Source organism: Streptomyces sp. LMG1-1-1.1 (assembly GCF_040815545.1).
In the GTDB taxonomy this organism is placed as follows: domain Bacteria; phylum Actinomycetota; class Actinomycetes; order Streptomycetales; family Streptomycetaceae; genus Streptomyces.
Map to the genome: position 1 here is coordinate 50,673 of NZ_JBFPNH010000040.1, position 21,495 is coordinate 72,167.

The 21,495-nt window shown below is 73.0% G+C and carries 20 protein-coding genes, 1 tRNA gene and 1 pseudogene; 5 read left to right on the plus strand and 17 right to left on the minus strand.

Translation table 11 applies throughout. The features are described from left to right. Positions 1-21: 21 nt before the first annotated feature. Positions 22-447: a hypothetical protein gene (locus MRBLMG1_RS23220; RefSeq protein WP_367826030.1), complete on the minus strand. Its 426-nt coding sequence runs from the start codon at positions 445-447 to the stop codon at positions 22-24. A gap of 266 nt (positions 448-713) precedes the next feature. Continuing rightward, positions 714-1,496 carry an SDR family NAD(P)-dependent oxidoreductase gene (locus tag MRBLMG1_RS23225; protein ID WP_367826031.1) on the minus strand — a complete coding sequence of 261 codons (783 nt, stop codon included), beginning with the start codon at positions 1,494-1,496 and terminating at the stop codon, positions 714-716. A gap of 139 nt (positions 1,497-1,635) precedes the next feature. Here MRBLMG1_RS23225 and MRBLMG1_RS23230 point away from each other — a divergent pair, with 139 nt between their 5' ends. Next, positions 1,636-2,253, plus strand: a complete 618-nt coding sequence (locus MRBLMG1_RS23230; RefSeq protein ID WP_367826032.1) for a LysE family translocator — start codon at positions 1,636-1,638, stop codon at positions 2,251-2,253. Positions 2,254-2,326: 73 nt separating this feature from the next. Here MRBLMG1_RS23230 and MRBLMG1_RS23235 read toward each other — a convergent pair whose 3' ends face one another. The 5 genes from MRBLMG1_RS23235 to MRBLMG1_RS23255 form a co-directional block, all read right to left on the minus strand. Beyond that, positions 2,327-2,887, minus strand: coding sequence for a YbaK/EbsC family protein (locus MRBLMG1_RS23235; RefSeq protein WP_367826033.1), 561 nt, complete (start codon positions 2,885-2,887; stop codon positions 2,327-2,329). A 46-nt stretch (positions 2,888-2,933) separates the two neighbouring features. Further along, positions 2,934-4,109, minus strand: a complete 1,176-nt coding sequence (locus MRBLMG1_RS23240; RefSeq protein ID WP_367826050.1) for a serine hydrolase domain-containing protein — start codon at positions 4,107-4,109, stop codon at positions 2,934-2,936. A 202-nt stretch (positions 4,110-4,311) separates the two neighbouring features. Then, the gene (locus MRBLMG1_RS23245; protein ID WP_367826034.1) at positions 4,312-5,073 is read right to left on the minus strand and encodes an energy-coupling factor ABC transporter ATP-binding protein; all 762 of its coding nucleotides are present in this window, start codon (positions 5,071-5,073) and stop codon (positions 4,312-4,314) included. Further along, on the minus strand, positions 5,061-5,822 hold the full coding sequence (gene cbiQ, locus MRBLMG1_RS23250; RefSeq protein ID WP_367826035.1) for a cobalt ECF transporter T component CbiQ: 762 nt from the start codon (positions 5,820-5,822) through the stop codon (positions 5,061-5,063). The genes MRBLMG1_RS23245 and cbiQ overlap by 13 nt, the downstream gene beginning before the upstream one ends. A gap of 1 nt (position 5,823) precedes the next feature. Then, on the minus strand, positions 5,824-6,855 hold the full coding sequence (locus MRBLMG1_RS23255; protein ID WP_367826036.1) for an energy-coupling factor ABC transporter permease: 1,032 nt from the start codon (positions 6,853-6,855) through the stop codon (positions 5,824-5,826). 178 nt (positions 6,856-7,033) lie between these two features. Here MRBLMG1_RS23255 and MRBLMG1_RS23260 point away from each other — a divergent pair, with 178 nt between their 5' ends. After that, the gene (locus MRBLMG1_RS23260; protein WP_367826037.1) at positions 7,034-7,393 is read left to right on the plus strand and encodes an SsgA family sporulation/cell division regulator; all 360 of its coding nucleotides are present in this window, start codon (positions 7,034-7,036) and stop codon (positions 7,391-7,393) included. Between the two features lie 39 nt (positions 7,394-7,432). On the opposite strand, the gene MRBLMG1_RS23265 is transcribed toward MRBLMG1_RS23260, so the two are convergent. Both MRBLMG1_RS23265 and MRBLMG1_RS23270 read right to left on the minus strand, forming a co-directional pair. Continuing rightward, on the minus strand, positions 7,433-9,592 hold the full coding sequence (locus tag MRBLMG1_RS23265; protein WP_367826038.1) for an MMPL family transporter: 2,160 nt from the start codon (positions 9,590-9,592) through the stop codon (positions 7,433-7,435). A gap of 104 nt (positions 9,593-9,696) precedes the next feature. Beyond that, entirely contained in the window at positions 9,697-10,269 is a 573-nt protein-coding gene (locus MRBLMG1_RS23270; RefSeq protein WP_367826039.1) for a TetR/AcrR family transcriptional regulator, read from the minus strand. 280 nt (positions 10,270-10,549) lie between these two features. On the opposite strand from MRBLMG1_RS23270, the gene MRBLMG1_RS23275 reads away from it, so the two are divergent. Further along, the gene (locus MRBLMG1_RS23275) at positions 10,550-13,873 is read left to right on the plus strand and encodes a S41 family peptidase (RefSeq protein ID WP_367826040.1); all 3,324 of its coding nucleotides are present in this window, start codon (positions 10,550-10,552) and stop codon (positions 13,871-13,873) included. A gap of 130 nt (positions 13,874-14,003) precedes the next feature. Here MRBLMG1_RS23275 and MRBLMG1_RS23280 read toward each other — a convergent pair whose 3' ends face one another. The 5 genes from MRBLMG1_RS23280 to MRBLMG1_RS23300 form a co-directional block, all read right to left on the minus strand. Further along, positions 14,004-14,498: a GNAT family N-acetyltransferase gene (locus MRBLMG1_RS23280; RefSeq protein ID WP_367826041.1), complete on the minus strand. Its 495-nt coding sequence runs from the start codon at positions 14,496-14,498 to the stop codon at positions 14,004-14,006. A gap of 230 nt (positions 14,499-14,728) precedes the next feature. Beyond that, on the minus strand, positions 14,729-14,914 hold the full coding sequence (locus tag MRBLMG1_RS23285) for a hypothetical protein (RefSeq protein WP_367826042.1): 186 nt from the start codon (positions 14,912-14,914) through the stop codon (positions 14,729-14,731). Between the two features lie 109 nt (positions 14,915-15,023). Beyond that, on the minus strand, positions 15,024-15,914 hold the full coding sequence (locus tag MRBLMG1_RS23290) for an SDR family oxidoreductase (RefSeq protein WP_367826043.1): 891 nt from the start codon (positions 15,912-15,914) through the stop codon (positions 15,024-15,026). Continuing rightward, entirely contained in the window at positions 15,911-16,822 is a 912-nt protein-coding gene (locus MRBLMG1_RS23295; protein WP_367826044.1) for an alpha/beta fold hydrolase, read from the minus strand. Before MRBLMG1_RS23295 ends, MRBLMG1_RS23290 begins: the two co-directional genes overlap by 4 nt. Further along, a complete protein-coding gene (locus MRBLMG1_RS23300; protein ID WP_367826045.1) occupies positions 16,819-18,345 on the minus strand; it encodes a flavin-containing monooxygenase in 1,527 nt (508 codons plus the stop codon). Before MRBLMG1_RS23300 ends, MRBLMG1_RS23295 begins: the two co-directional genes overlap by 4 nt. Positions 18,346-18,567: 222 nt before the next feature. On the opposite strand from MRBLMG1_RS23300, the gene MRBLMG1_RS23305 reads away from it, so the two are divergent. After that, positions 18,568-19,188, plus strand: a complete 621-nt coding sequence (locus tag MRBLMG1_RS23305; RefSeq protein ID WP_367826051.1) for a MerR family transcriptional regulator — start codon at positions 18,568-18,570, stop codon at positions 19,186-19,188. Positions 19,189-19,223: 35 nt separating this feature from the next. Here MRBLMG1_RS23305 and MRBLMG1_RS23310 read toward each other — a convergent pair whose 3' ends face one another. Then, complete coding sequence (locus MRBLMG1_RS23310; protein ID WP_367826046.1) at positions 19,224-20,027, minus strand: exodeoxyribonuclease III; 804 nt, start codon at positions 20,025-20,027, stop codon at positions 19,224-19,226. Between the two features lie 50 nt (positions 20,028-20,077). On the opposite strand from MRBLMG1_RS23310, the gene MRBLMG1_RS23315 reads away from it, so the two are divergent. Then, entirely contained in the window at positions 20,078-20,554 is a 477-nt protein-coding gene (locus MRBLMG1_RS23315; protein WP_367826047.1) for a GNAT family N-acetyltransferase, read from the plus strand. A 123-nt stretch (positions 20,555-20,677) separates the two neighbouring features. On the opposite strand, the gene MRBLMG1_RS23320 is transcribed toward MRBLMG1_RS23315, so the two are convergent. Both MRBLMG1_RS23320 and MRBLMG1_RS23325 read right to left on the minus strand, forming a co-directional pair. Next, positions 20,678-20,751, minus strand: a tRNA-Ala gene (locus tag MRBLMG1_RS23320). Positions 20,752-20,844: 93 nt separating this feature from the next. Next, a pseudogene (locus MRBLMG1_RS23325) lies at positions 20,845-21,495 on the minus strand (hypothetical protein); the annotation flags it as partial.

Genomic DNA, 21,495 nt, shown 5'->3' on the forward strand with positions numbered 1-21,495 from the left:
CCGCCCGCCCCTCCCGTGGTGCTACTTCGTGGTGCCGGGGGCGGGGGCGGGGGCGGTGGCGGTGCCGGGGTGGATCACCTTGGGGGCGGTCCCGGAGGACGACTTGGCCGGCCCAGCCGGGGCCGGGACCGGGGCCGGGGTCGGCCGGGCCGACGACTTGGCCGGCACCGGGACCGGCTTCACGGACGGCGCGGCCGGGGCCGGGGTCGGCGCGGCCGGGGCCGGGGTCGGCGCGGCCGGGGCCGCCACAGGCTTGGGCGCCGCCACAGGCTTGGGCGCCGTTACGGGCTTGGGCGCCGTCACGACCTTCGGCGCGGCCGGGGCCGGCTTCGGGGTGGAGTCGGCGACGGCCTGGGCGGTGAAGGCGCCGCCGAGGAGGAGGGCGGCGGCGGTGACGGCGCCAAGGATCCGGGGGCGGAGGGTCCGCTGGATGCGGGCGGTGGACATGGGGCTCTCCCGAAGGGGTGAGGGGACACGGTCTGGGTCGTGCGGTGAAGGGCGCCTTCAACCCACCAGACGTGCGGCACCTCCCGAGGTTGCGCCTCGGTACGGGATTCTTTCGGCGGCTCGACGGCACGACGGCACGACGGCTCGACAGCTCGACGGCACGGCAGCACGGCTGCTCGCCGGGCCCCCGGGGGCCCAGACCCCCGGCCCCAGACCCCAGGCCCCAGACCCCAGGCCCCAGACCCCCGGCCCCCGGGCCCCCCGCCTCAGTCCCCCAGGACCTCCGCGAAGTGCGTGTTCACCGCCAGGAGCCCGCCGTCCACGCGGAGGACCGTGCCGGTGATCCAGGAGGCGTCGCGGGAGGCGAGGAAGGCGACGGCGGCGGCCACGTCGTCGGGGGTGCCGACACGGCCGAGGGGGTAGACGCGGTCGGCGAGGGCGGCGAGTTCGGCTTCCTTGCCGGCCCAGCCGGTGGTCGCGATCGTGCCGGGGTTGATCTGGTTGACGCGGACGCCGCGCGGGGCGGCGTCGCCGGCCAGGGTGCGGGTGAAGGACGCGAGGCCCGCCTTGGCGGCGCTGTAGGCGTGGTTGCCGAAGTCCGCCTCGGCGTTGACGGAGCCGATGGTGACGACGGCGCCGCGCCCGCCGGCCGCCGCGAGGTGCGGGAGGGCGGCGCGGGAGCAGCGGACGGCGCCGAGCAGCGTGACGTCGAGCTGGCCGTCCCACCCGTCGTCGGAGTCGTCCTCGAAGCGTGCGGAGTCGGGGACGACCGGGGCGAAGGCGTTGTTGACGAGGACGTCGAGACCGCCGAAGGTCCGCACGGCGTACGCGACCGCCGCCTCGACCGACGCCCGGTCGCCGACGTCGCAGCGAAGGGCCTCGGCGCCGGGGAGGTCCGCCGCCGTCCTGCCGGCCTCCTCCTCGTCGATGTCCGTGACCAGGACCCGGGCGCCCTCCGCCGCGAGCCGCCGGGCGGTGGCCGCGCCGATGCCGCGCGCCGCGCCGGTGACCAGTGCCCCGTATCCCTCGAACCGCCGTGTGAGTTCCATGGGGCGATCTCAGCACCGATCGATCCGTCCGCACCAGGGCGCCGACTCTGTCACCTCGCCCTCGCGCACCGGGCCGGCGATCGACTAGCGTCACGGGTCCGCTCCGATCGCGGTGCGGACGGAGTGGGGGATCGGGAACATGGGTCAGTTGATCGCCGTAGCGGTCATCACGGTCCTGGCTGTCATCAGCCCGGGCGCGGACTTCGCGATGACGGTCCGCAACAGCTATCTGTACGGGCGGGTGGCGGGGGTCCTCGCGGCCGTCGGGATCGCCCTGGGCGTGCTCGTCCACGTCACGTACACGATGCTGGGCGTGGGCCTGCTGGTGAGCCGGTCGCCGATGCTGTTCACGGCGATGAAGCTGATCGGTGCGGCGTACCTGGTGTACATCGGGTACAAGACCTTCGTCGCGAAGTCCCAGGTGGACGTCGACCTGTCGGACGGCGCCGGTCTGTCGAAGGCGGGGGCGCTGCGCACCGGTTTCCTGACGAACGCGCTCAATCCCAAGACGATGCTCTTCGTCCTGAGCACGTACACGCAGGTCGTCAGCGCCGACACCCCCGTCTTCCAGCAGGTCGGCTACGGCCTGTTCATGTCGTTCGCGCACCTGGTGTGGTTCGGTCTCGCCGCGGTCTTCTTCTCCCACGAGAGCCTGCGGGCGCGGCTGCTGCGGAAGCAGGCCGTGCTCAACAAGGTGATCGGCACGGTGCTCGTCGGCCTCGGGATGGTGCTGGCGCTCACGCCGGCCGTCGCCTGATCCCGGTCCCTGTATCTGTCCGGATACGGGCGCGCGTGCGGGTCCCGATCCGGGTCCGGGTGCGCGGGCCCGGTCAGTCGGTGGACACGGGCTCGACGCGCGGCTCCGCGATCGACAGGTAGTCCTTCGCGGACAGGGCGAGCGAGCGGTCGAGCCGTGCCGCGTTGAAGTAGAACTCCTCGTGGACCAGCAGCCCCGGGTCGACGAACAGGTCGAGGCGCGCGTCGAAGGAGAACGGCAGGATGGTGCCGCTCGGGGAGCCGGCGAGCTCCTCGGCGGTCTCCGGGGAGGCGAAGGAGACGTACGTGCCGCCGTACAGCGCCTTCACCGCGGCGAGGTCAATCCGCTTGTCGCCGGGGACGACGACGAGCGCGAAGCGCTTCTCCTTCTTGCCGATCTTCACCATCGCGATGATGCACTTGGCCGCCTGGGCGGTCTCGTGTCCGCGGAGCGCGCTGACCGCCTCGGTGGCGCCCTCGGGGGCGTGTTCGATCACCCGGTAGGCGGCGCCGCGCTCGTCGAGCAGGGCGAGCAGCTTCTCGTACGTGGCGTGCGTGGCGTGCGTGGCGTGCGTGGCGTGCGTGTCGTGCGTGGCGTGCGTGTCGTGCGTGGTGTTCGCGGAGTCCGCGGTCATGTGCCCTGTTCCCCTTGCGACTTGGGTACTGCTCCGGTGCCCGACCCTACTCGGCGGAGCGGGTCGCGGCGCCGACCGCCCGGACCAGGGCCTGGGCGCGGGGGTCGGCCGTGACCGTCTTGCGCATGCCGTTGGTGACGTAGCCGAAGGCGATGCCGGAGTCGGCGTCGGCGAAGGCGAGGGAGCCGCCGCGGCCGGGGTGGCCGAAGGAGGACGGGCCGAGGAGCGGGGAGGCCGGGCCGTGGAGCATGTGGCCGAGGCCGAAGCGGGTGGAGACGAGGAGCACCTTGTCGGGGCCCGCGGACTCCTCGGTGTGGGCGAGGGCGAGCGTGGCCGGTGCGAAGAGGCGGTCGGCGCCGTCGACGGGGCCGAGGGTCGCGGCGTAGAAGCGGGAGAGCGCGCGGGCGGTGGCGACGCCGGCCGAGCCGGGGAGTTCGGCGGCCCGGTAGGCGGGGTCGTTCTCGTCGGGCGCGGGCTCGATGACGCCGAAGGCACGGCGGGTGAGGGAGGAGGGGTCCTTGTAGGCCTCGGTGACGGCGCGCTTGGGGCGGAGTCTGAGGGCGCCGCTGTCCGGCGGTTCGATCTCCTCGACGGGGCCGAGCCGGCCGACCCGGTGGGTCTCGGCCTCCGGGAGGCCGATCCACAGGTCGAGGCCGAGGGGGCCGGTGATCTCCTCGGCCACCCAGCGGCCGATGGTGCGGCCGGTGACGCGGTGGACGAGGCCGGAGAGCAGCCAGCTGAAGGTGTGGGCGTGGTAGCCGTGGGCGGTGCCGGGCTCCCAGGCGGGGGCCTGGGCGGCGATGGCGCCGGTCGCCGTCGGGAGGTCGATCGCCTCTTCGAGGGTGAGCGGGTGGTCGAGTACGGGGACGCCGGCCCGGTGCGCGAGCAGCTGCCGTACGGTCACGCGGTCCTTGCCGGCGGCCTTGAACTCGGGCCAGTACGCGGCGACGGGGGCGTCCAGGTCGAGCAGCCCGCGCTGGTGCAGGAGCAGGGGTACGGCGGCGGCGACGCCCTTGGTGGCCGAGCGGACGACCTGGGCGGTGTCTTCGGACCACATCTCCTGGCCGTCGGCATCCTTGGTCCCGGCCCACAGGTCGACGACCTTGACGCCGTCCCTGTGGACGGCGACGGCCGCGCCGCGCTCGCCGCGCTGTGCGAAGTTGTGCAGGAAGGCGTCCCTGACGGGCTCCCAGCCCGCCGCCACCGTGCCCTGGACGTCCACCCTGCTCACACTCCCTTTCGTGCGACCGCACTCCTTCGCGTACGACCGGCTCCCATGGTGCAACGTGGACGGCCGGGGTCCGATTCCGGGGGTGCCGGGCGGCGGAGCCGGGGTCCGGTTCCGAGGGGTGTCGGACGATCGAGTCGGGTCCGGTTCCGAGGGGTGTCGGACGATCGAGTCGGGTCCGGTTCCGGGGTGGGTGTCAGGCGACGGAGCCGGGCACGAAGCCGAACGGCAGCTCCAGGCGGTGGCCGGCCATCAGCTTCTCGTCGGCGAGGATGTCGCCGGTCCGTCCGTCGGCCGCGATGACGCCCTCGCTGAGGATCACCGAGCGCGGGCAGAGCTCCAGGGCGTACGGCAGGTCGTGCGTGACCATGAGGACGGTGACGTCGAGGGAGCGGAGGATGTCGGCGAGCTCGCGGCGCGAGGCCGGGTCCAGGTTGGAGGACGGCTCGTCGAGGACCAGGATCTCCGGTTCCATGGCGAGGACGGTCGCGACGGCGACGCGGCGGCGCTGCCCGAAGGAGAGGTGGTGCGGCGGCCGGTCCGCGTACGCGGCCATGCCGACCCGGTCGAGGGCCTTGCGGACGACGGCTTCGAGTGCGGCGCCCCGGACGCCCGCCGCGGCCGGTCCGAAGGCCACGTCCTCGCGGACGGTCGGCATGAAGAGCTGGTCGTCGGGGTCCTGGAAGACGATGCCGACCTTGCGCCGGATCTCGGCCATGTGCTGCTTGCCGACCGGCAGTCCGGCGACGGTGACGGTTCCGGCGCCGCCGGCGAGGATGCCGTTGAGGTGGAGGACGAGGGTGGTCTTGCCGGCGCCGTTGGGGCCGAGGAGGGCGACGCGCTCGCCGCGTCCGACGGTCAGGTCGACGCCGAAGAGGGCCTGGTGGCCGTCGGGGTACGCGTACGCGAGGCCGCGGACTTCGAGCGAGGGTGCGGGGGCCAGGGTCATAGCGTCCATCCGAGGAGGCAGATCAGGAGTGCGGTGAGCGGGAGCGCGGCGGCCGTGGCCCATTGGGCACGGGTGGCGGTCACCTCGTCGATGACGGGCATGGTGCCCGCGTAGCCGCGGCTGACCATGGCGAGGTGGACCCGTTCGCCGCGCTCGTACGAGCGGATGAAGAGGGCGCCGGCGGACTTGGCGAGGACGCCCCAGTGGCGAACGCCCTTGGCCTCGAAGCCGCGCGAGTGGCGGGCGACGGACATGCGGCGCATCTCGTCGGTGATGACGTCGCCGTACCGGATCATGAACGAGGCGATCTGGACGAGCAGCGGCGGGAGCTTGAGCCGCTGGAGGCCGAGGAGCAGGGCGCGCAGTTCGGTGGTGGAGGCGAGGAGCACGGAGGCGGCGACGCCGAGGGTGCCCTTGGCGAGGACGTTCCAGGCGCCCCAGAGGCCGGGGACGCTGAGCGGGATGCCGAGGAAGGTCGTCTGTTCGCCGGGCACGACGAACGGCATGAGCAGGGCGAACGCGACGAACGGGACCTCGATGAGCAGCCGCTTCAGGAGGAAGCCTGCCGGGACGCGGGCCTTCGCCGCCACGGCCGCGAGGAGCGCGGCGTAGAGGGCGAAGGCCCAGACGGCCTCGCGGGGCGTGGACACGACGACCACGACGAAGCCGAGGACGGCGGCGAGCTTGGTGTGCGGGGGCAGCTCGTGGACCGGCGAGTGCGCGTGCCGGTAGAGCTTGTGGGCGTGCCCCGCTCCCACGTCAGGCCGTCGCTTCGGCGTGGGTACGGCGTCGGCGGACGACCCAGAAGGCGCCGGTGCCGACGGCGAGGGTGGCGCCCACGCCGATCACGCCGGCCAGGCCGCCGGAGAGGCGGGGGGCTTCGACGCCCTTGACGCCGTAGTCGGCGAGCGGGGACCCGGCGGCGGCGTGGTCCTCGACCTCGCGGTCGATGCCCTTGTCGGCGGCGACCTTCTCCAGGCCGTCGGGGCTGGCGGAGGCGTAGAAGGAGACGAAGCCGGCGAGGACGAGGGCGGTGACGAGCCCGCCGATCCACAGCTTCTTCGGGGAGGCCGCGGGGGTGGCCGCCGGGGTCGCGGGGGCTGCGTCGACGAGTTCGCCGTCGACGCGGAGCTTGAGCGGGGCGGTGAGGCCGCGGGCGCCGTGGACGAGGTCGGGGCGGACGGCGACGACCGCGCCGACGGTCAGCATGGTGATGACGGCCTCGCCGACGCCGATGAGGGTGTGGACGCCGACCATGGCCGTGAGGACCTTGGAGACGGGGACGTCGGTGGTGCCGCCGATCGCGTAGACGAGCGTGAAGGCGGCGGCCGCGGCCGGTACGGAGACGAGCGCGGCGGCGAAGGACGCCACGGTCACGGAGCGGCGGGTGCGCGGCAGGACGAGGACGAGGCCGCGGAAGAGCGCGTAGGCGACGACGACGGTGACGACGCCCATGACGGTGATGTTCACGCCGAGGGCGGTGAGGCCGCCGTCGGCGAAGAGGATGCCCTGCATCAGCAGGACGACGGCGATGCACAGGACGCCGGTCCAGGGCCCGACGAGGATCGCGGCGAGCGCGCCGCCGAGCAGGTGTCCGCTGGTCCCGGCGGCGACCGGGAAGTTCAGCATCTGCACGGCGAAGATGAAGGCGGCGACGAGTCCGGCGAGCGGGGCCGTCCTCTCGTCCAGCTCGCGGCGGGCCCCGCGCAGGCCGACGGCGACGGCGCCGGCGGCGACGACACCGGCGGCGGCCGATACGGGGGCGTTGATGAATCCGTCAGGTACATGCACGTCCCGAATGATAGAGCGCTCCTGCGAAGAGCTTGCAAGAGCGCATCAGTCACAGAACGGCGGCGCACGGGGGCACGTGACCCCGCCCACACCGGGCGCCGATCACGCATGCGCCGCGCAGCCGCCGGGAAGGAGTGGGACATTAGTCGATAAGAGGACAAAACGTGAGGAGCCTCCGATGGCCGCCGCGCACGACCGTGAAGTCGACGACCACGCCAAGGGACGGATCATCAGCGACGCCCCGCTCTCCCTCCCCGTCCCGGTGCACCTCCGTTACGACCCCGCCTCCTCCCCCGCGACGGTCCGCTTCGGTTTCCCGGGCCCCGTCGAGTGGTCCTTCCCCCGCGCGCTCCTGGAGACCGGCCTGCGCGCCCCCACCCGCCGCGGCGACATCGGCGTCTGGCCCTGCGGCCGCGTCCAGACGGTCGTCGAGCTCCACACCGAGGACGGGGTCACCGTCGTCCAGTTCGACACGACGGCCCTGCTGCGCTTCCTCCGACACACGTACGCCGCCGGTGCGTCGATGACGACACACTGACGGCGTACGGGGTCGAACCGGGGCCCGGAGGCCCCGGGATCAGGCCTTCACGAGGTCGGGCTTCGCACCCGCGTCCTCACCCGTCGACTTGGCGAGGCCCTCGCCCTCCACGTCCACGTTCGGCAGGAGCCGGTCCAGCCACTTCGGCAGCCACCAGGCCTTGTGGCCGAGGAGCGCCAGGACGGCCGGGACGATCGCCATGCGGACCACGAAGGCGTCGAAGAGGACGGCGGCGGCCAGGCCGAAGCCGATCATCTTGACCATCTGGTCGTCCATGCCGATGAAGCCGGAGAAGACCGCGATCATGATCACCGCGGCGGCGACGACCACCCGGGCGCTGTGCCGGAAGCCGGTCACGATCGCCTCGCCGGGCCGCTCGCCGTGCACGTACGCCTCGCGCATCCGGGTCACGAGGAAGACCTCGTAGTCCATCGCGAGACCGAAGACCACGCCCACCATGAAGATCGGCATCATCGACATGATCGGGCCGGTCTGCTCGACCCCGAAGAGGCTGCCGAGCCAGCCCCACTGGAAGACCGCGACGACCGCGCCGAGGGCCGCGACCACCGAGAGCAGGAAGCCGAGGGCCGCCTTCAGCGGGACGAGGACCGAGCGGAAGACCAGGGTCAGCAGGACGAAGGCGAGGCCGACGACGAGGGCCAGGTACGGCACCAGGGCGTCGTTCATCTTCTGCGAGAAGTCGATGTTCATCGCGGTGGCGCCGGTGACGAGGACGTCGTCGCCGGTGGCCTCCCGGATGTCGTGCACCAGGTTCTCGGTCTCGGCGGAGGACGGCCGGTCCTTCGGGACCACCGTGATCATCGCGGCGTCGCCGGCCTTGTTCGGCGTCGGCGGGGTGACCGCCGCCCAGCCCTCGAGGCCCTTGATGGTGGAGACCGTCTTGTCCGCGACGGCCTTGTCGCCGTCCACGACGACGAGCAGCGGGCCGTTGAAGCCGGGGCCGAAGCCGTCGGACAGCGTGTCGTACGCCCGGCGCTCGGTGGTGGAGGTCGGCTTGACGCCGTCGTCCGGGAGGCCCATCTCCAGCGAGGAGGCGGGCAGTGCGATGGCGCCGAGGCCGAGGACGCCGATGAGCAGCACCATCACGGGACGCCGGATGACGAACCGGGCCCAGCGGGTGCCCCCGTTCGGCTTGCCGTCGTCCTTCTTCAGGCCCTTGCGCTGCTTGCGGCCGACGACCTTGTTCCCGGCGAAGCCGAGCAGGGCGGGGATCAGGGTGAGCGCGATCAGTACGGCGATCACGACCGTGCCGGCGGCGGCGAGGCCCATCTTCGTCAGCATCGGGATGTTGACGACGGACAGGCCGACCAGGGCGATGACCACGGTGAGTCCGGCGAAGACGACGGCGGAGCCGGCCGTGCCGACCGCGCGGCCCGCGGCCTCCTCGTTGTCCCGGCCCTCGGCGAGCTCCGCGCGGTAGCGGGAGACGATGAAGAGGGCGTAGTCGATGCCGACGGCGAGGCCGATCATCGACGCGAGGATGGAGGTGGTGCTGCCGAGGTCCAGGACGTTCGCCAGCGCGCTGACCGTCGAGACGCCGATGCCGACGCCGATGATCGCGGTGAGCAGCGGGAGCCCGGCCGCGACGAGCGAGCCGAAGGTGATGACGAGCACGACGCCCGCGAGGACGATGCCGATGGCCTCGCTCGCGCCCTGCTCGGGCGGGCTCTGGAGCGCGTCGCCGCCGATCTCGACGGTCAGGCCCTTGCCCTGCGCGTTGTGGCCGGTCTCCTTGAGGGCCTCGCGCGTCTCCTTGGTCAGCTCCATGGCGTTGACCTTGTACGTGACGGAGACGTAGGCGGTGGAGCCGTTCTGCGAGACGGCGTGCGCGGTGTACGGGTCGGCGACCGAGACGATCTGGTCCGAGCCGGACTTCAGCGCGGCGACGGTCTCCTCGACGACGGCCTTGTGGGCCGGGTCGGTCACCTTCTGGCCGTCCGGCGCCTTGAAGACGACACGTGCGGTGGCGCCGTCGGCGCCGGCGCCCGGGAAGCGCTCTTCGAGCAGGTCGAAGGCGCGCTGGGCCTCGGTGCCGGGGATCGAGAAGGAGCCTGAGGTGGGTGCGGGCGCGGTGGCGGCACCGACGCCGGCGATCGCGAGCAGCGCCACCCAGAGGAGGGCGACGAGCCGGCGGCGCCGGAAGGCGGAACGGCCTAGCTTGTACAGGAACGTGGCCACGGGGGCGTACTCCCAGTTCGGACTGGACAGGACATGGGGAGCCGGCCCGACGGCGTGAGCGGTGCGCAGTCAGGTGGAGAAAGGTCTGGCGGTGTTGCGGGTGGTCAGACGCCGAGTGAGGGGAGCACGACGGCGTCGACGTACGCGCTGAGGAACGCGTGGTCGACCGGTTGGTCGTCGATCAGCGGCCGGGCGATGAACGCACCGATCAGCATGTGCGGGACGAGCTTCAGCGCCGGGTTGCCGGCGTCGACCTCGCCCCTGCGGACCGCCCGGTTCAGCACTTCGTCGAAGCCGGTCATCTCGGGTTCGATGAGCAGTTCGCGCAGTGCCCGGTGCAGTTCGGGGTTGGTGTGGACGGCATGGGCCAGACCCCGCATCAGCGCGGAGTCCTTCTCCATCTGGCAGTCGTCGGTCCGGGCGACCATCTCCTGGAAGTCGCCGCGGAGCGAGCCGGTGTCGATCTCGCTGAGATCGGCCGGCTTGTTGGCGCGGAGCGCCCTGGCGACCAGCTCGGGCTTGCTCCCCCACTGGCGGTAGAGGGTGGCCTTGCTGGAGTGGGTGCGGGCGGCGACGGCGTCCATGGTGAGGGCGTCGTAGCCGACCTCGCGGAGGAGGTCGAGCACGGCCGCGTGCAGCTCGGACTCCCGCTCGGGAGTGAGCCTGCTGCGTGCCATGACCGGCCTCCGATCCGAACGAAACGGTTTCGTACAGTTCGAAGATACCCGCCCCGCCAGCGAAACGAAACCGTTTCGTACGTGTCCTGGACCACATCCGAGCCGCCCACCGGTCCCACCCGAGCGGAACCCGCGCCGAACCCGCGCCGAACCCGAGCGCCCCACGAGCCGCACCCCCGCCCCCACGAGCCCCACCCCCCGACCCCACTCTCCCGAAAAAGAAGACGCCCGCAAACACGTACGAGTTGCCTGACCCCCTCAGCGCGGAAAGCATGGGGAGGTGAGTGACGACGTCGCGTATCTCCGTTTTCCGCACCTCCACGACGACCTGCTGTGCTTCGCCGCCGAGGACGACCTCTGGATCGCCCCGATCGTCCCCGGCGGGCACCGCCCCGGCCGGGCCTGGCGCCTGACCGTCGACCGCACGCGGGTCGGGCATCCGCGCTTCTCGCCGGACGGCCGCCACATCGCGTACACGAACTGGCGCAGCCTCGACCCCGAGATCCACCTCGTCCCCGTCGACGGCGGCTCCGCGCGGCGGCTCGGATACTGGGGATCCTCGGACACCCGGGTCTGCGGCTGGACACCACCCGACAAGGACGGCCGGTCCGACATCCTCGCCGTCTCGTCGCACGGGCAGCCGTTCTCGTACTACTCCTGGGCCTACACCGTCCCCACCGACGGCTCCCCCGGCCTCCGCATGCCCTGGGGCCCCGTCTCGGACATCGTCGTCACCGACGACCCCGCCGTCTGCGGCCACGCCGACGCCGCGGGCAACGGCGGGGAGCGCCGCACCCTCCTCCTCACCGGGAAGCCGCCGCACGAACCGGCCGCCTGGAAGCGGTACCTGGGCGGCGCCACCGGACGCCTCTGGCTGCACGGCGAGCGCCTGCTGCCCGACATCGGCGGCCACCTCGACTGCCCCATGGTCGTCGGCGGGCGGATCGCCTTCCTCTCCGACCACGAGGGCGTCGGCAACCTCTACTCCTGCCTGCCCGACGGCACCGACCTGCTCCGCCACACCGACCACGACGCGTTCTACGCCCGGCACGCCTCCAGCGACGGGCACCGCGTCGTCTACCAGTGCGCGGGCGAACTCTGGATCGTCGACGGCCTCACCGCCGACTCGCAGCCCCGCAAGCTGGAGGTCAGGCTCGGCGGGCAGCGCGTCGGCCGCCGCGCCTACCAGGTGCCGGCCGCCCACCACATCGACGCGCTCTCCGTCGACGAGACCGGCCGCGCCAGCGCCGTCTCCGTGCGCGGCAGCCTGTACTGGCTGACGCACCGCGACGGCCCGGCCCGCACGATCATCGACGAGCCGGGCGTCCGCGTCAGGCTCCCCGAGATGCTGGGCAGCGGCGGCCAGGTCGCGTACGTCACCGACGCCGAGGGCGAGGACGCCGTCGAGGTCGCCTACCTGCCCCGCGCCAGCGGCGACCGGCCGCCGCGCCGCCTCGCCTCCGGCGACCTCGGCCGGGTCGAGGAACTCATCGCCGACCCGGACGGCGAGCGGCTCGCCATCGCCTCCCACGACGGCCGGCTCCTCCTCCTCGACGCCACCGAGGACTCCAACGGAGAAGTCACCGAACTGATCAGGTCCGTCAACGGGCCCGTCCGCGACCTGGCCTTCTCCCCCGACGGCGACTGGCTCACCTGGTCCCACCCGGGCATCGGCCGCTCCCTGCGCTCCATCAAGATGGCCCGCATCTCCGGGCCCGGCGCCCGGACCGTCGTCGACGTCACCAACGGACGCTTCGAGGACGAGAACCCCGTCTTCACCCGCGACGGCCGCTACCTCGCCTTCCTGTCCTGGCGCGGCTTCGACCCGGTGTACGACGTGCACACCGGAGACCTGTCGTTCCCGCTCGGCTGCCGCCCCTACCTGGTGCCGCTCTCCTCCGCCACGCCCTCCCCGTTCGCGCTGCTGCCCGACGGGCGGCCGGCGGCCGGCGGCCTCGACCCCGCCGACGACGAGACGGACACCGGCGACGGCACGGTCACCGTGGAGATCGAGGGACTGCCCGAGCGCGTCACCCCGTTCCCGGTCGCCGCCTCCAAGTACTCGGCCCTGCACCCGGTCAGCGGCGGCGGCCTGGTCTGGCTGCGCTGGCCCATCTCCGGCGCCCTCGGCGAGACCTTCGCCAACCCCGCCGACACCTCGGGCCGCCCCACCCTGGAGCACTTCACCATCACCAAGGCCCGCATGTCCGAACTCGCCAAGGACCTCGACTGGTTCGCGGTCAGCGGCGACGGCACCCGGCTCGTCGTGGCCGACGAGGGCGACCTGCGGGCGGTCCCGGCCACCGAGCCCGGGGACGGCGACTCCACCGTCTACCTGGACCTGCGGCGCATCCTCCACGAGGTCGTCCCCGGCGCCGAGTGGCGGCAGGCCTTCGACGAGGCCGGCCGGATCGTCCGCGCCTACTTCTGGGAGCCCGACATGGGCGGCGTCGACTGGACGGCCGTCCTCGACCAGTACCGGCCGCTCGTCGAACGGGTCTCCTCCCCCGACGAGTTCGCCGACCTCCTGCGCGAGGTCATGGGCGAACTGGGCACCTCGCACGCGTACGTCACCCCTGCCCGCCGCAACGAGGGACCGCCGCACTACCAGCGGCCCATGGGCCTCCTCGGGGCCAACCTCGTGCCCCGCGAGGCCGGCTGGACGGTGAAGCGGATCCTGCCCGGCGAGTCCTCCGACTCCAAGGCCCGCTCCCCGCTGGCCGGCACCGGCATCCGCGAGGGCGCCGTCCTCACCCACGTCGACGGCCGTCCCGTGCACCCGGTCACCGGCCCGTACCCGCTGCTCTCCGGCACCGGCGGCACCACCGTCGAACTCACCTTCACCCCCGCCGAGGGCGAGGGCCGGGCCCGCCGCGTCGCCGTCGTCCCGCTCGTCGACGAACGCCCGCTGCGCTACCAGGACTGGGTCGCCAAACGCCGGGCCGTGGTCCGGGAGGTCAGCGGCGGCCGCTGCGGCTACCTCCACATCCCCGACATGGGCGGCTCCGGCTGGGCCCAGTTCAACCGCGACCTGCGCATGGAGGTCTCCCGGCCCGCGCTCATCGTCGACGTGCGCGGCAACGCGGGCGGCAACATCAGCGAGCTCGTCGTCGAGAAGCTCACCCGCAAGATCCTCGGCTGGGACCTCACCCGGAACGCCCAGCCCGTCTCGTACGCCTCCAACGCCCCCCGCGGCCCCGTCGTCGCCCTCGCCGACGAGGCCACCTCGTCCGACGGCGACATGATCACCGCCGCGTTCAAGCTCCTCGGCCTCGGACCCGTCGTCGGCCAGCGCACCTGGGGCGGGGTGGTCGGCATGACCGGCCGCCACCGGCTCGGCGACGGCACCCAGATCACCGTCCCGATGAACGCGGCCTGGTTCCCCGAGTACGGCTGGTCCCTGGAGAACCACGGCGTCGAACCCGACCTCGCCATCCTCCGCACCCCCCTCGACTGGGCCGAGGGCCGGCACGCCCAGCTGGACGACGCAGTCCACGTCGCCCTCTCCCTGCTCGCCGAGACCCCCGCCGCCGGCCCTCCGGGCTACGAGGCCCTCCCCGACCGCTCCCGCCCGAAACTGCCGCCCCGGCAGAACGGCGCGTAGGTCCCGTCCGCCCCGGCAGGACGGCGGCCGGGTCCCGTCCGCCACGGCAGGACGGCGGCCGGGGCCCGGCCGGAAAAACCGGCCGGGCCCGAGCCCGAGCCCAGGCCCAGGCCCGCCCACCGGACCGGACCTAGGCGACCGCCAGGTCCAGTTCGTAGGAGGCGCCCGGGCGTCCGTCGAGGGTCACGCTCCCGACCGCGCCGAAGCCGACCCGCCCGAGCACGGCCCTCGACCCCTCGTTGTCGAGGGTCGTGACGGCGGTCAGCCGGCTCAGCCCGTACGCGTCCCGCGCCAGTCGGCACACCTCCCGCACACCGGCGGTGGCCACCCCGCGCCCGGTCGCCTTCTCGGCCACCCGGTACCCGAGCTCGGCACCCCCCTCGGCGGCGTCCACGTCCACCAGGTTGAACCGGCCGAGGATCTCCCCGTCCTCCCCCACCAGGACGTGGAAGTGGATCGTGCCGGTCTCCTGCTCGTCGAGCAGCGCCCGGTGCCGGTCCTCGAACTCGTCGAAATAGGCGTCCCCCCGGTCGGGCACGGACGCGGCGAAATACCCCCGGTTCTCCCGCTCGAACGCGAGCAGGGCGGGCGCGTGGTCGGATCGGAGTCGCTCAAGTACGGCCATGGCGATCACGGTACGAAGATCCGGCGCCCGACGCGCGCGACTTACGCGCCACGATGACCGTCGCGAGCCCGCCACGAGCACCACACGAGCCCGGCCGGGACGCTCGCCGGATCCCCGGCATCGCTTCGGACACCTCGGCGTCCGTACAACTCCATCGCCTGACCGGGGGGTACGCACATGCGAAGGCGCACCCGGTCTCCCGGGTGCGCCTCCTCAAGGACGGGCCGACGTCAGGCGTCGTAGTCCTGGTCCATGCGGTCCTGGGCCTCCTGCTGGGCCCGGCGAGTCTCCTCCTCGGAGCGGTCGCGGCCCTGGGAGGCGCGCTGGGACGCCTGGTCCTTCGCCTTGCCCATCGCCTGCTTGGCCTGGTCGCCGGCCTTCTGCGCCTTGTCCTTGAACTGGTCCTGCATGCCCATGGAAATTCACTCCTAGACGGGTGAGGGGGGGCCGGGGCGGTGTGCCCCTTCGGCCTCGACCAGCCTTGCACGGGCAAACATTCCACGCATTTCGATCAGTCACGGACAGCTACCGCGGAGGGGAGCCCGCCGCCCTGGCCTGCTCGTCGGCCGCGCCGCCCGCGCCGACCAGCCCCTTGGGCACCGAGCCGAGCCGCGGCTCGAAACGCCGCATCTCGCGCTGCCCGACGGTCGCGATCATGCCGGGCAGATAGCCGCGGATCGACTGCATCCCGCGCAGCCACCACTGCGCGTACACATGGGCCGAGCGCCGCTCGATGCCCGCCACGATCCGGTCGACGGCCGGGCCGAGGGGGTACGTGCGGTTCGCCGGCCACGGCAGCCGCTGCCGCAGCTCCTTCATCACGTCGTCCTGGTCGGCGCCCCGCACCATGTCCGTGTCGGTCCAGGACAGATAGCCGACGCCGACCTTCACGCCCTTGTACGCGACCTCGGCGCGCAGGCTGTGCGCGAAGGCCTCGACACCCGCCTTGGAGGCGCAGTACGCCGTCATCATCGGGGCCGGGGTGAGGGCCGCGAGCGAGGCGATCTGGAGGAAGTACCCCCGGGATTCCATGAGGACGGGCAGGAAGGCCCGTCCCGTGACGGCGCCGCCGACGAGGTTGACCTCGATGACCCGCCGCCAGGCGCCGGGGTCGGACTCGACGAACGGACCGCCCGCCGCGACACCGGCGTTGGCGACGACGATGTCGACCTTCCCGAACCTCTCCTTCACCTCGGCGGCGACCTTCGCCATCGCCTCGTGGTCGGTCACGTCGGCGTGCCACCAGTCGGCCTCGGTGTGCAGCCGCCCCGCGACCTCCTTGAGCTGCTCCGGCTCCAACCCGACGAGCGCGATCTTCGCCCCGCGCGCCGACAGCTTCCGGGCGAGCAGCTCCCCGACCCCGCGCGCCCCTCCGGTGACGACCGCGACCTGCCCCTCCAGGCTCACCCTGCTCATGCCCCTGCCTCCTCGGTCTCCTTCACGCCCAGGTACGTGAGGGTCAGTTCGCGGATCTGTGCGGTGACGGCCTCCGGGGCCTCCACCGGTGTCATGTGGCCCATGCCGGCCAGTTCGACGAGTGACGTGCAGTGCGGCAGGGCTTCCGCCATGCCGCGGGAGTGGACGGGCGGGGTGAGCCGGTCGGCGGTGCCGACGAGGACGGCCACCGGCATCCGCAGCTCGCGCAGGCCGGCTTCGAGGTCGAGCCCGGCGAGGACCTGCGACCAGCCGTGGCGTGCGCCGCGCGGGCAGGCGTGCACGATCCGGGCGCAGGCCTCGACGCGTTCCGGGGCCGTTCCCGGTCCCATCGTGGCGTACTTCAGGATGCGTTTCGACACGGCGTTCACCGGGCCGAGCGGCGCCTTCGCGCCGAGGACGGCCGCGGTCAGCCGGCCGCGCAGGCCGCCGGGCTTCAGCGGTACGACGGTGGCCTCGGAGGTCAGCCGCGAGGGCCCGGTGGAGCAGAGCAGGACCGCGGCGGTGTGCTGCCGGAGGCCGGGGCGCCCGGCGGCCGCCATGATCGTCATGCCGCCCATGGAGTGGCCGGCGAGGACGGCCCGCTCGCCGGGGCCGAGGGTGGCCGCGAGCACCGCCTCCAGGTCGTCGGCGAGGGCCGTCGTGGAGTAGCCGCCCGCGCCGGGCGCGGGGGACCTGCCGTGGCCGCGCTGGTCGTAGGCGATGACCCGGTGGTCGGCGGCGAGGGCCCGTATCTGCTCGGCCCAGAAGGCGATCGAGCAGGTCCAGCCGTGGGCGAGGACGACGGCGGGCGCGTCGGCGGGACCGTACACCTCGACGTGGATGCGGGCGCCGTCGGCGGAGACGGCGGTGAGGGTGCGGGAGTCGGGCAGCGGGGTCGGGCGGCTCACTGGGCGGCCTCCTTCTTGCGCGGGGTGCGGGTCTCGGCCGCGGGTGCGGTCCTGGGGGCGCGGATGACCTCGTACTCGGAGAGGTCGACCTGCCGGGTCTCGCGCCGGAACTCGCCCGTGGTGCCGGGCCACAGGGTGGTGTTGCGCCCGTTGGCGTCGAGGTACCAGCTCTCGCAGCCGCCGGCCTTCCAGACGGTCCGCTCCATCCGGGCCTGGACCTTGCGGTTCCAGGCGCCGACGGCGGAGGGCCGGACGGCGAGCGCGGCGCGGCCGCCGAGGACGTTCAACTGGCGCAGGTAGTCGGCCATGTAGTTCAGCTGGGACTCGATCATGAGGATCATCGAGGAGTTCCCGAGGCCCGTGTTGGGGCCGATGACCGTCATGAAGTTGGGGAAGCCGGCGGCGGTGGCGCCGCGCAGCGCCTCCATGCCGCCCTTCCACGTCTCGGCGAGGGTCCGTCCGTCGGCGCCGACGACCCGGTCGGCGATCGGCATGTCGGTGACGTGGAAGCCGGTGCCGAAGACGATCGCGTCGACCTCGGTCTCGGTGCCGTCCGCGCCGACGAGGGTGGAGCCGCGGACCTCGCGCAGGCCGGAGGCGATCACGTCGACGTTGGGCTGGGCGACGGCCGGGTAGTACGTGTTGGAGAGCAGGATCCGCTTGCAGCCGATGCGGTACGAGGGGGTCAACTTGGCCCGCAGCGCCGGGTCCTTGACGGCCTTGGCGATGTTGGCCTTGGCGAGCTTCTCGACGAGCCCGAGCTCGCCGGGGTGCTTGGTGAAGGCGCCGACCTGGAGTTCGCGGATGCCCCAGAGGAGGCCGCGGCGGAGGGTGCCGGTGACGGGCAGGGCGCGGTGGAGCCAGCGCTCGGGTCCGGTGATGGCCCGGTCCATGCGGCGCATCACCCAGGGGGGCGTGCGCTGGAAGAGGGTCAGCCTGCCGACCTTCGGCTGGATGGCGGGCACGATCTGGATGGCGGAGGCGCCGGTGCCGATCATGGCGACGCGCTTGCCGGTGAGGTCGTAGTCGTGGTCCCAGCGGGCCGAGTGGAAGACCTTGCCGGGGAAGTCGCCGAGCCCCGGGATGTCGGGGGTCTTGGGGTCGGAGAGCGGCCCGGTCGCGGAGACGACGACCTCGGCGCTGAAGGTGCCGCGGCTCGTCTCGATCTCCCAGCGCAGCGCCTCGGCGTCCCATTCCATGCGCAGGACCTCGTGGCCGAGGCGCAGGTGGGGGCGGACGCCGAAGGTGTCGGTGACGTGTTCCAGGTAGGCCCGGATGTGCTGCTGTCCGGAGAAGGTCCTGGGCCAGTCGGGGTTGGGTGCGAAGGAGAAGGAGTAGAGGTGGGACGGTACGTCGCAGGCGCAGCCGGGGTAGCTGTTGTCGCGCCACGTGCCGCCGACGGAGTCGGCCCGCTCCAGGACCACGAAGTCGGTGATGCCCTCGCGGCGCAGCCGGACGGCGGCGCCCAGGCCGCCGAACCCCGATCCGATCACCGCCACCCGTACGTGCTCGTGCTTCGCCATGCCGCCTCCCGCGCCCGGCCCATTGCGCCAGCAATCACTGGCACAATCGGGACTGTAGAGCAGCCGCATACCGAGCGGTAGGGGTACGGCGAGGGAAAGTTACCGGCGGTACAACATAGGCTGGCGAACGTGGCAGAAGGATCAGCACCCGACACGGGCGGGCACGCGGGCGGCGACTCGGGCGACGACGCGGGCACGGACCCCGGCGTACGCGAATACCGCATGGCGGAACTCGCGAGGGCCGCCGGCATCACCGTGCGCACCCTGCGCTTCTACCGCGAACGCGGTCTGATCCCGCCGCCCCGCCGCGAGGGCCGCATCGCCTGGTACGACGACCAGCACCTGGCCCGGCTCCGTACCATCGCCGCCCTCCTGGAGCGCGGCCACACCCTCAACGGCATCGCCGACCTCACCACCGCCTTCGAGAGCGGCCGCAACGTCCGGGAGGTCCTCGCCCTCGGCGCCCCCAGCGAGGAGGAGCCCGTCCGCCTCACCCCGGAGGAGCTCGCCGACCACTTCGCGGGCGAGGTCACCGCCGAGAACCTGGCCGCCGCCCTCGACCTCGGCTACCTCGTCACCGACGGCGAGGCGATCATCCACATCAGCCGCCGCCTCCTCGACGTCTCCGCCGCCCTCGTCCACGAGGGCGTCCCCCTCGCCGAGGTCCTCAAGGCCGGGGCCCGCGTCCGCGAACACGCCGACGCCCTCGCCCAGCTCTTCACCGACCTCCTCCGCGCACACGCCGGCGAGAGCGACGTCCAGCGCCTCCGCCCGCTCGCCAAGAGCGTCGTCGAGGCCGAACTCTCCATGGCCCTCGACCGCCACCTGCGCGAGACCCCCTGACGCGCACCGCGCACCAGGGGGCCGGCACCGGCGTCCTACAGGTCGTAGACGGCCGTCACGGGCGCGTGGTCGCTCCAGCGCTCCTCGTGGGTCGCGGCGCGCTCGACGTACGCCTTGACGGCCTTGGCCGCGAGGCCGGGGGTGGCGATCTGGTAGTCGATGCGCCAGCCGCTGTCGTTGTCGAACGCGCGGCCGCGGTAGGACCACCAGGAGTAGGGACCCTCCTGCTCGGGGTGGAGGGCCCGGACGACATCCACGTAACCGCCCTCGGCCCCTTCGAGGACCCGGCCCAGCCATTCCCGCTCCTCGGGCAGGAAGCCGGCGTTCTTCTTGTTGGACTTCCAGTTCTTGAGGTCGGCCTCCTGGTGGGCGATGTTCCAGTCGCCGCAGACGACGACCTCGCGCCCGTCGGCCGCGGCCCGCTGCCTGAGCTCCTTCAGGTAGGGCAGGAACTCGCCCATGAACCGGTACTTCTCGTCCTGGCGCTCGGTGCCGACCTCACCGGAGGGCAGGTAGAGGCTGGCGACGGTCACGCCGGGCAGGTCCGCCTCGACGTACCGGCCGCTGCCGTCGAACTCGCTCGACCCGAAGCCGACGCGCACCCGGTCGGGCTCGCGCCGCGTGTAGAGGGACACCCCCGCGCGCCCCTTGGCGGCGGCCGGCGCGTGCACGGTGAACCACCCCTCGGGCGCCCGCACCTCGGCGGGCAGCTGCGCCTCCTCGGCGCGCACCTCCTGCAGGCAGACGGCGTCGGCCGAGGTGCCGGCCAGCCACTCGACGAAGCCCTTCTTGGCGGCGGCGCGGAGACCATTGACATTCACGGACGTGACAGTGAGCATCCCGGGAGAATACCGACACCTGCGCTGTGCATACATGTACGATACTCCGCATGAACATCCAGCCCGTGCCCTATGACCACCCTGACGCCGTCAAACTCGAGGACGCCGTCCAGGCCGAGTACGCCGTCCGCTACGGCGACGAGGGCGATGTCACACCCCTGGACGCTGCGATGTTCACCCCGCCCCACGGCCTCTACCTCCTCGCCTACGACGAGGACGGCACCCCCCTCGCCACCGGCGGCTGGCGCACCCAGGACGCCAACCCCGAGGGCTACTCCGACGGCGACGCCGAACTCAAGCGCATGTACGTCGTCCCCGAAGCCCGCGGCCTCGGCCTCGCCCGCCGCATCCTCGCCGCCCTCGAATCCGACGCCCGCTCCGCCGGCCGCACCCGCATGGTCCTCGAAACCGGCACCGCCCAACCCGAGGCCATAGCCCTCTACACCTCCTCCGGCTACGAACCCTGCGCCAAGTTCGGCCACTACCGCGCATACGACAACAGCCGCTGCTACGCGAAGCGGCTGTGAGCCGGGGGTGGCACGGGGAACGCGAAAGGGCGGGGCGCTTTCGGGCGCCCCGCCCTTGCTCCGTTCACCCCAACGCAGAAGATCCCGCCCGATCTTGCGATCGGACGGGATCTTCGGTGTCTGTGGACCTGTGGGGATTTGAACCCCAGACCCCCTCGATGCGAACGAGGTGCGCTACCAGACTGCGCCACAGGCCCTTGCGACGTGTGAAACATTAGCATCCCGAGCGGCTCAGGCAAAAATCCGTTCCTGCGCAGGTCAGCCGAGGGTCGTCGCGGGCCCCGGTGGGGTCATTCGTTGGCGGCGCGGGGGCGGTCGTCGTCGGCGTACTGGTCGAAGAGGGGGGTGCGGCCGTGGTCGCGGGTGCGGCGCGGCGGGGTGGTGCGCTGGCGGGGCGCCGGGGAGGGGGCGGGCGTGGGGTCGGCGGCCGTGGAGGAGCGGGCGGCGCTCCAGGTCTCCGGGTCGGTGATGTCGATGCCGCTGGTGGCACGGGGGGCGACCGGGGCAGTGACGTAGGTGGGGAGCGGGACCGGGACGGGGTCCCAGCTGTCGCCGCGGGCAGGGCCGCGCTCGCGCTGCTGGTCGACCCACTCCGCGTGGTCGGTCTGCTCGACGAGGGCGCGGCGGTCGGCCTCCTGCGGGGAGGGCGTCGGGTCGGCGGCGGGCTCGGGCGTCGGGGCCGGGCGGCGGCTCTCGCGGAGCCGGGCGGCGGCGGCCTCGGCGCGGCGGCGGTCCATGACGTAGACGAAGCGCCGTCGTTCCTGGACCCGCAGGTGCACGATGTACGCGCTGAGCAGCAGCGCGGGGACGGCGGGCGCCCACAGGAAGGTGACGCCGCCGACGGCCGCGACGACGGCGCCGAGGGTGAAGCCGGCGAAGAGGAGCGTGGTGGTGCGCCGGCGCCGGGCGAGGACCTTGCCGCGGCGGGCACGCTCGGCGGC

Bases quoted from the DNA above. Each gene is read 5' to 3' on its own strand.
- MRBLMG1_RS23220 (WP_367826030.1), bottom strand. From the start codon at position 447: ATGTCCACCGCCCGCATCCAGCGGACCCTCCGCCCCCGGATCCTTGGC.
- MRBLMG1_RS23225 (WP_367826031.1), bottom strand. From the start codon at position 1,496: ATGGAACTCACACGGCGGTTCGAGGGATACGGGGCACTGGTCACCGGC.
- MRBLMG1_RS23230 (WP_367826032.1), top strand. From the start codon at position 1,636: ATGGGTCAGTTGATCGCCGTAGCGGTCATCACGGTCCTGGCTGTCATC.
- MRBLMG1_RS23235 (WP_367826033.1), bottom strand. From the start codon at position 2,887: ATGACCGCGGACTCCGCGAACACCACGCACGACACGCACGCCACGCAC.
- MRBLMG1_RS23245 (WP_367826034.1), bottom strand. From the start codon at position 5,073: ATGGACGCTATGACCCTGGCCCCCGCACCCTCGCTCGAAGTCCGCGGC.
- MRBLMG1_RS23260 (WP_367826037.1), top strand. From the start codon at position 7,034: ATGGCCGCCGCGCACGACCGTGAAGTCGACGACCACGCCAAGGGACGG.
- MRBLMG1_RS23270 (WP_367826039.1), bottom strand. From the start codon at position 10,269: ATGGCACGCAGCAGGCTCACTCCCGAGCGGGAGTCCGAGCTGCACGCG.
- MRBLMG1_RS23280 (WP_367826041.1), bottom strand. From the start codon at position 14,498: ATGGCCGTACTTGAGCGACTCCGATCCGACCACGCGCCCGCCCTGCTC.
- MRBLMG1_RS23285 (WP_367826042.1), bottom strand. From the start codon at position 14,914: ATGGGCATGCAGGACCAGTTCAAGGACAAGGCGCAGAAGGCCGGCGAC.
- MRBLMG1_RS23290 (WP_367826043.1), bottom strand. From the start codon at position 15,914: ATGAGCAGGGTGAGCCTGGAGGGGCAGGTCGCGGTCGTCACCGGAGGG.
- MRBLMG1_RS23300 (WP_367826045.1), bottom strand. From the start codon at position 18,345: ATGGCGAAGCACGAGCACGTACGGGTGGCGGTGATCGGATCGGGGTTC.
- MRBLMG1_RS23305 (WP_367826051.1), top strand. From the start codon at position 18,568: ATGGCGGAACTCGCGAGGGCCGCCGGCATCACCGTGCGCACCCTGCGC.
- MRBLMG1_RS23310 (WP_367826046.1), bottom strand. From the start codon at position 20,027: ATGCTCACTGTCACGTCCGTGAATGTCAATGGTCTCCGCGCCGCCGCC.
- MRBLMG1_RS23315 (WP_367826047.1), top strand. From the start codon at position 20,078: ATGAACATCCAGCCCGTGCCCTATGACCACCCTGACGCCGTCAAACTC.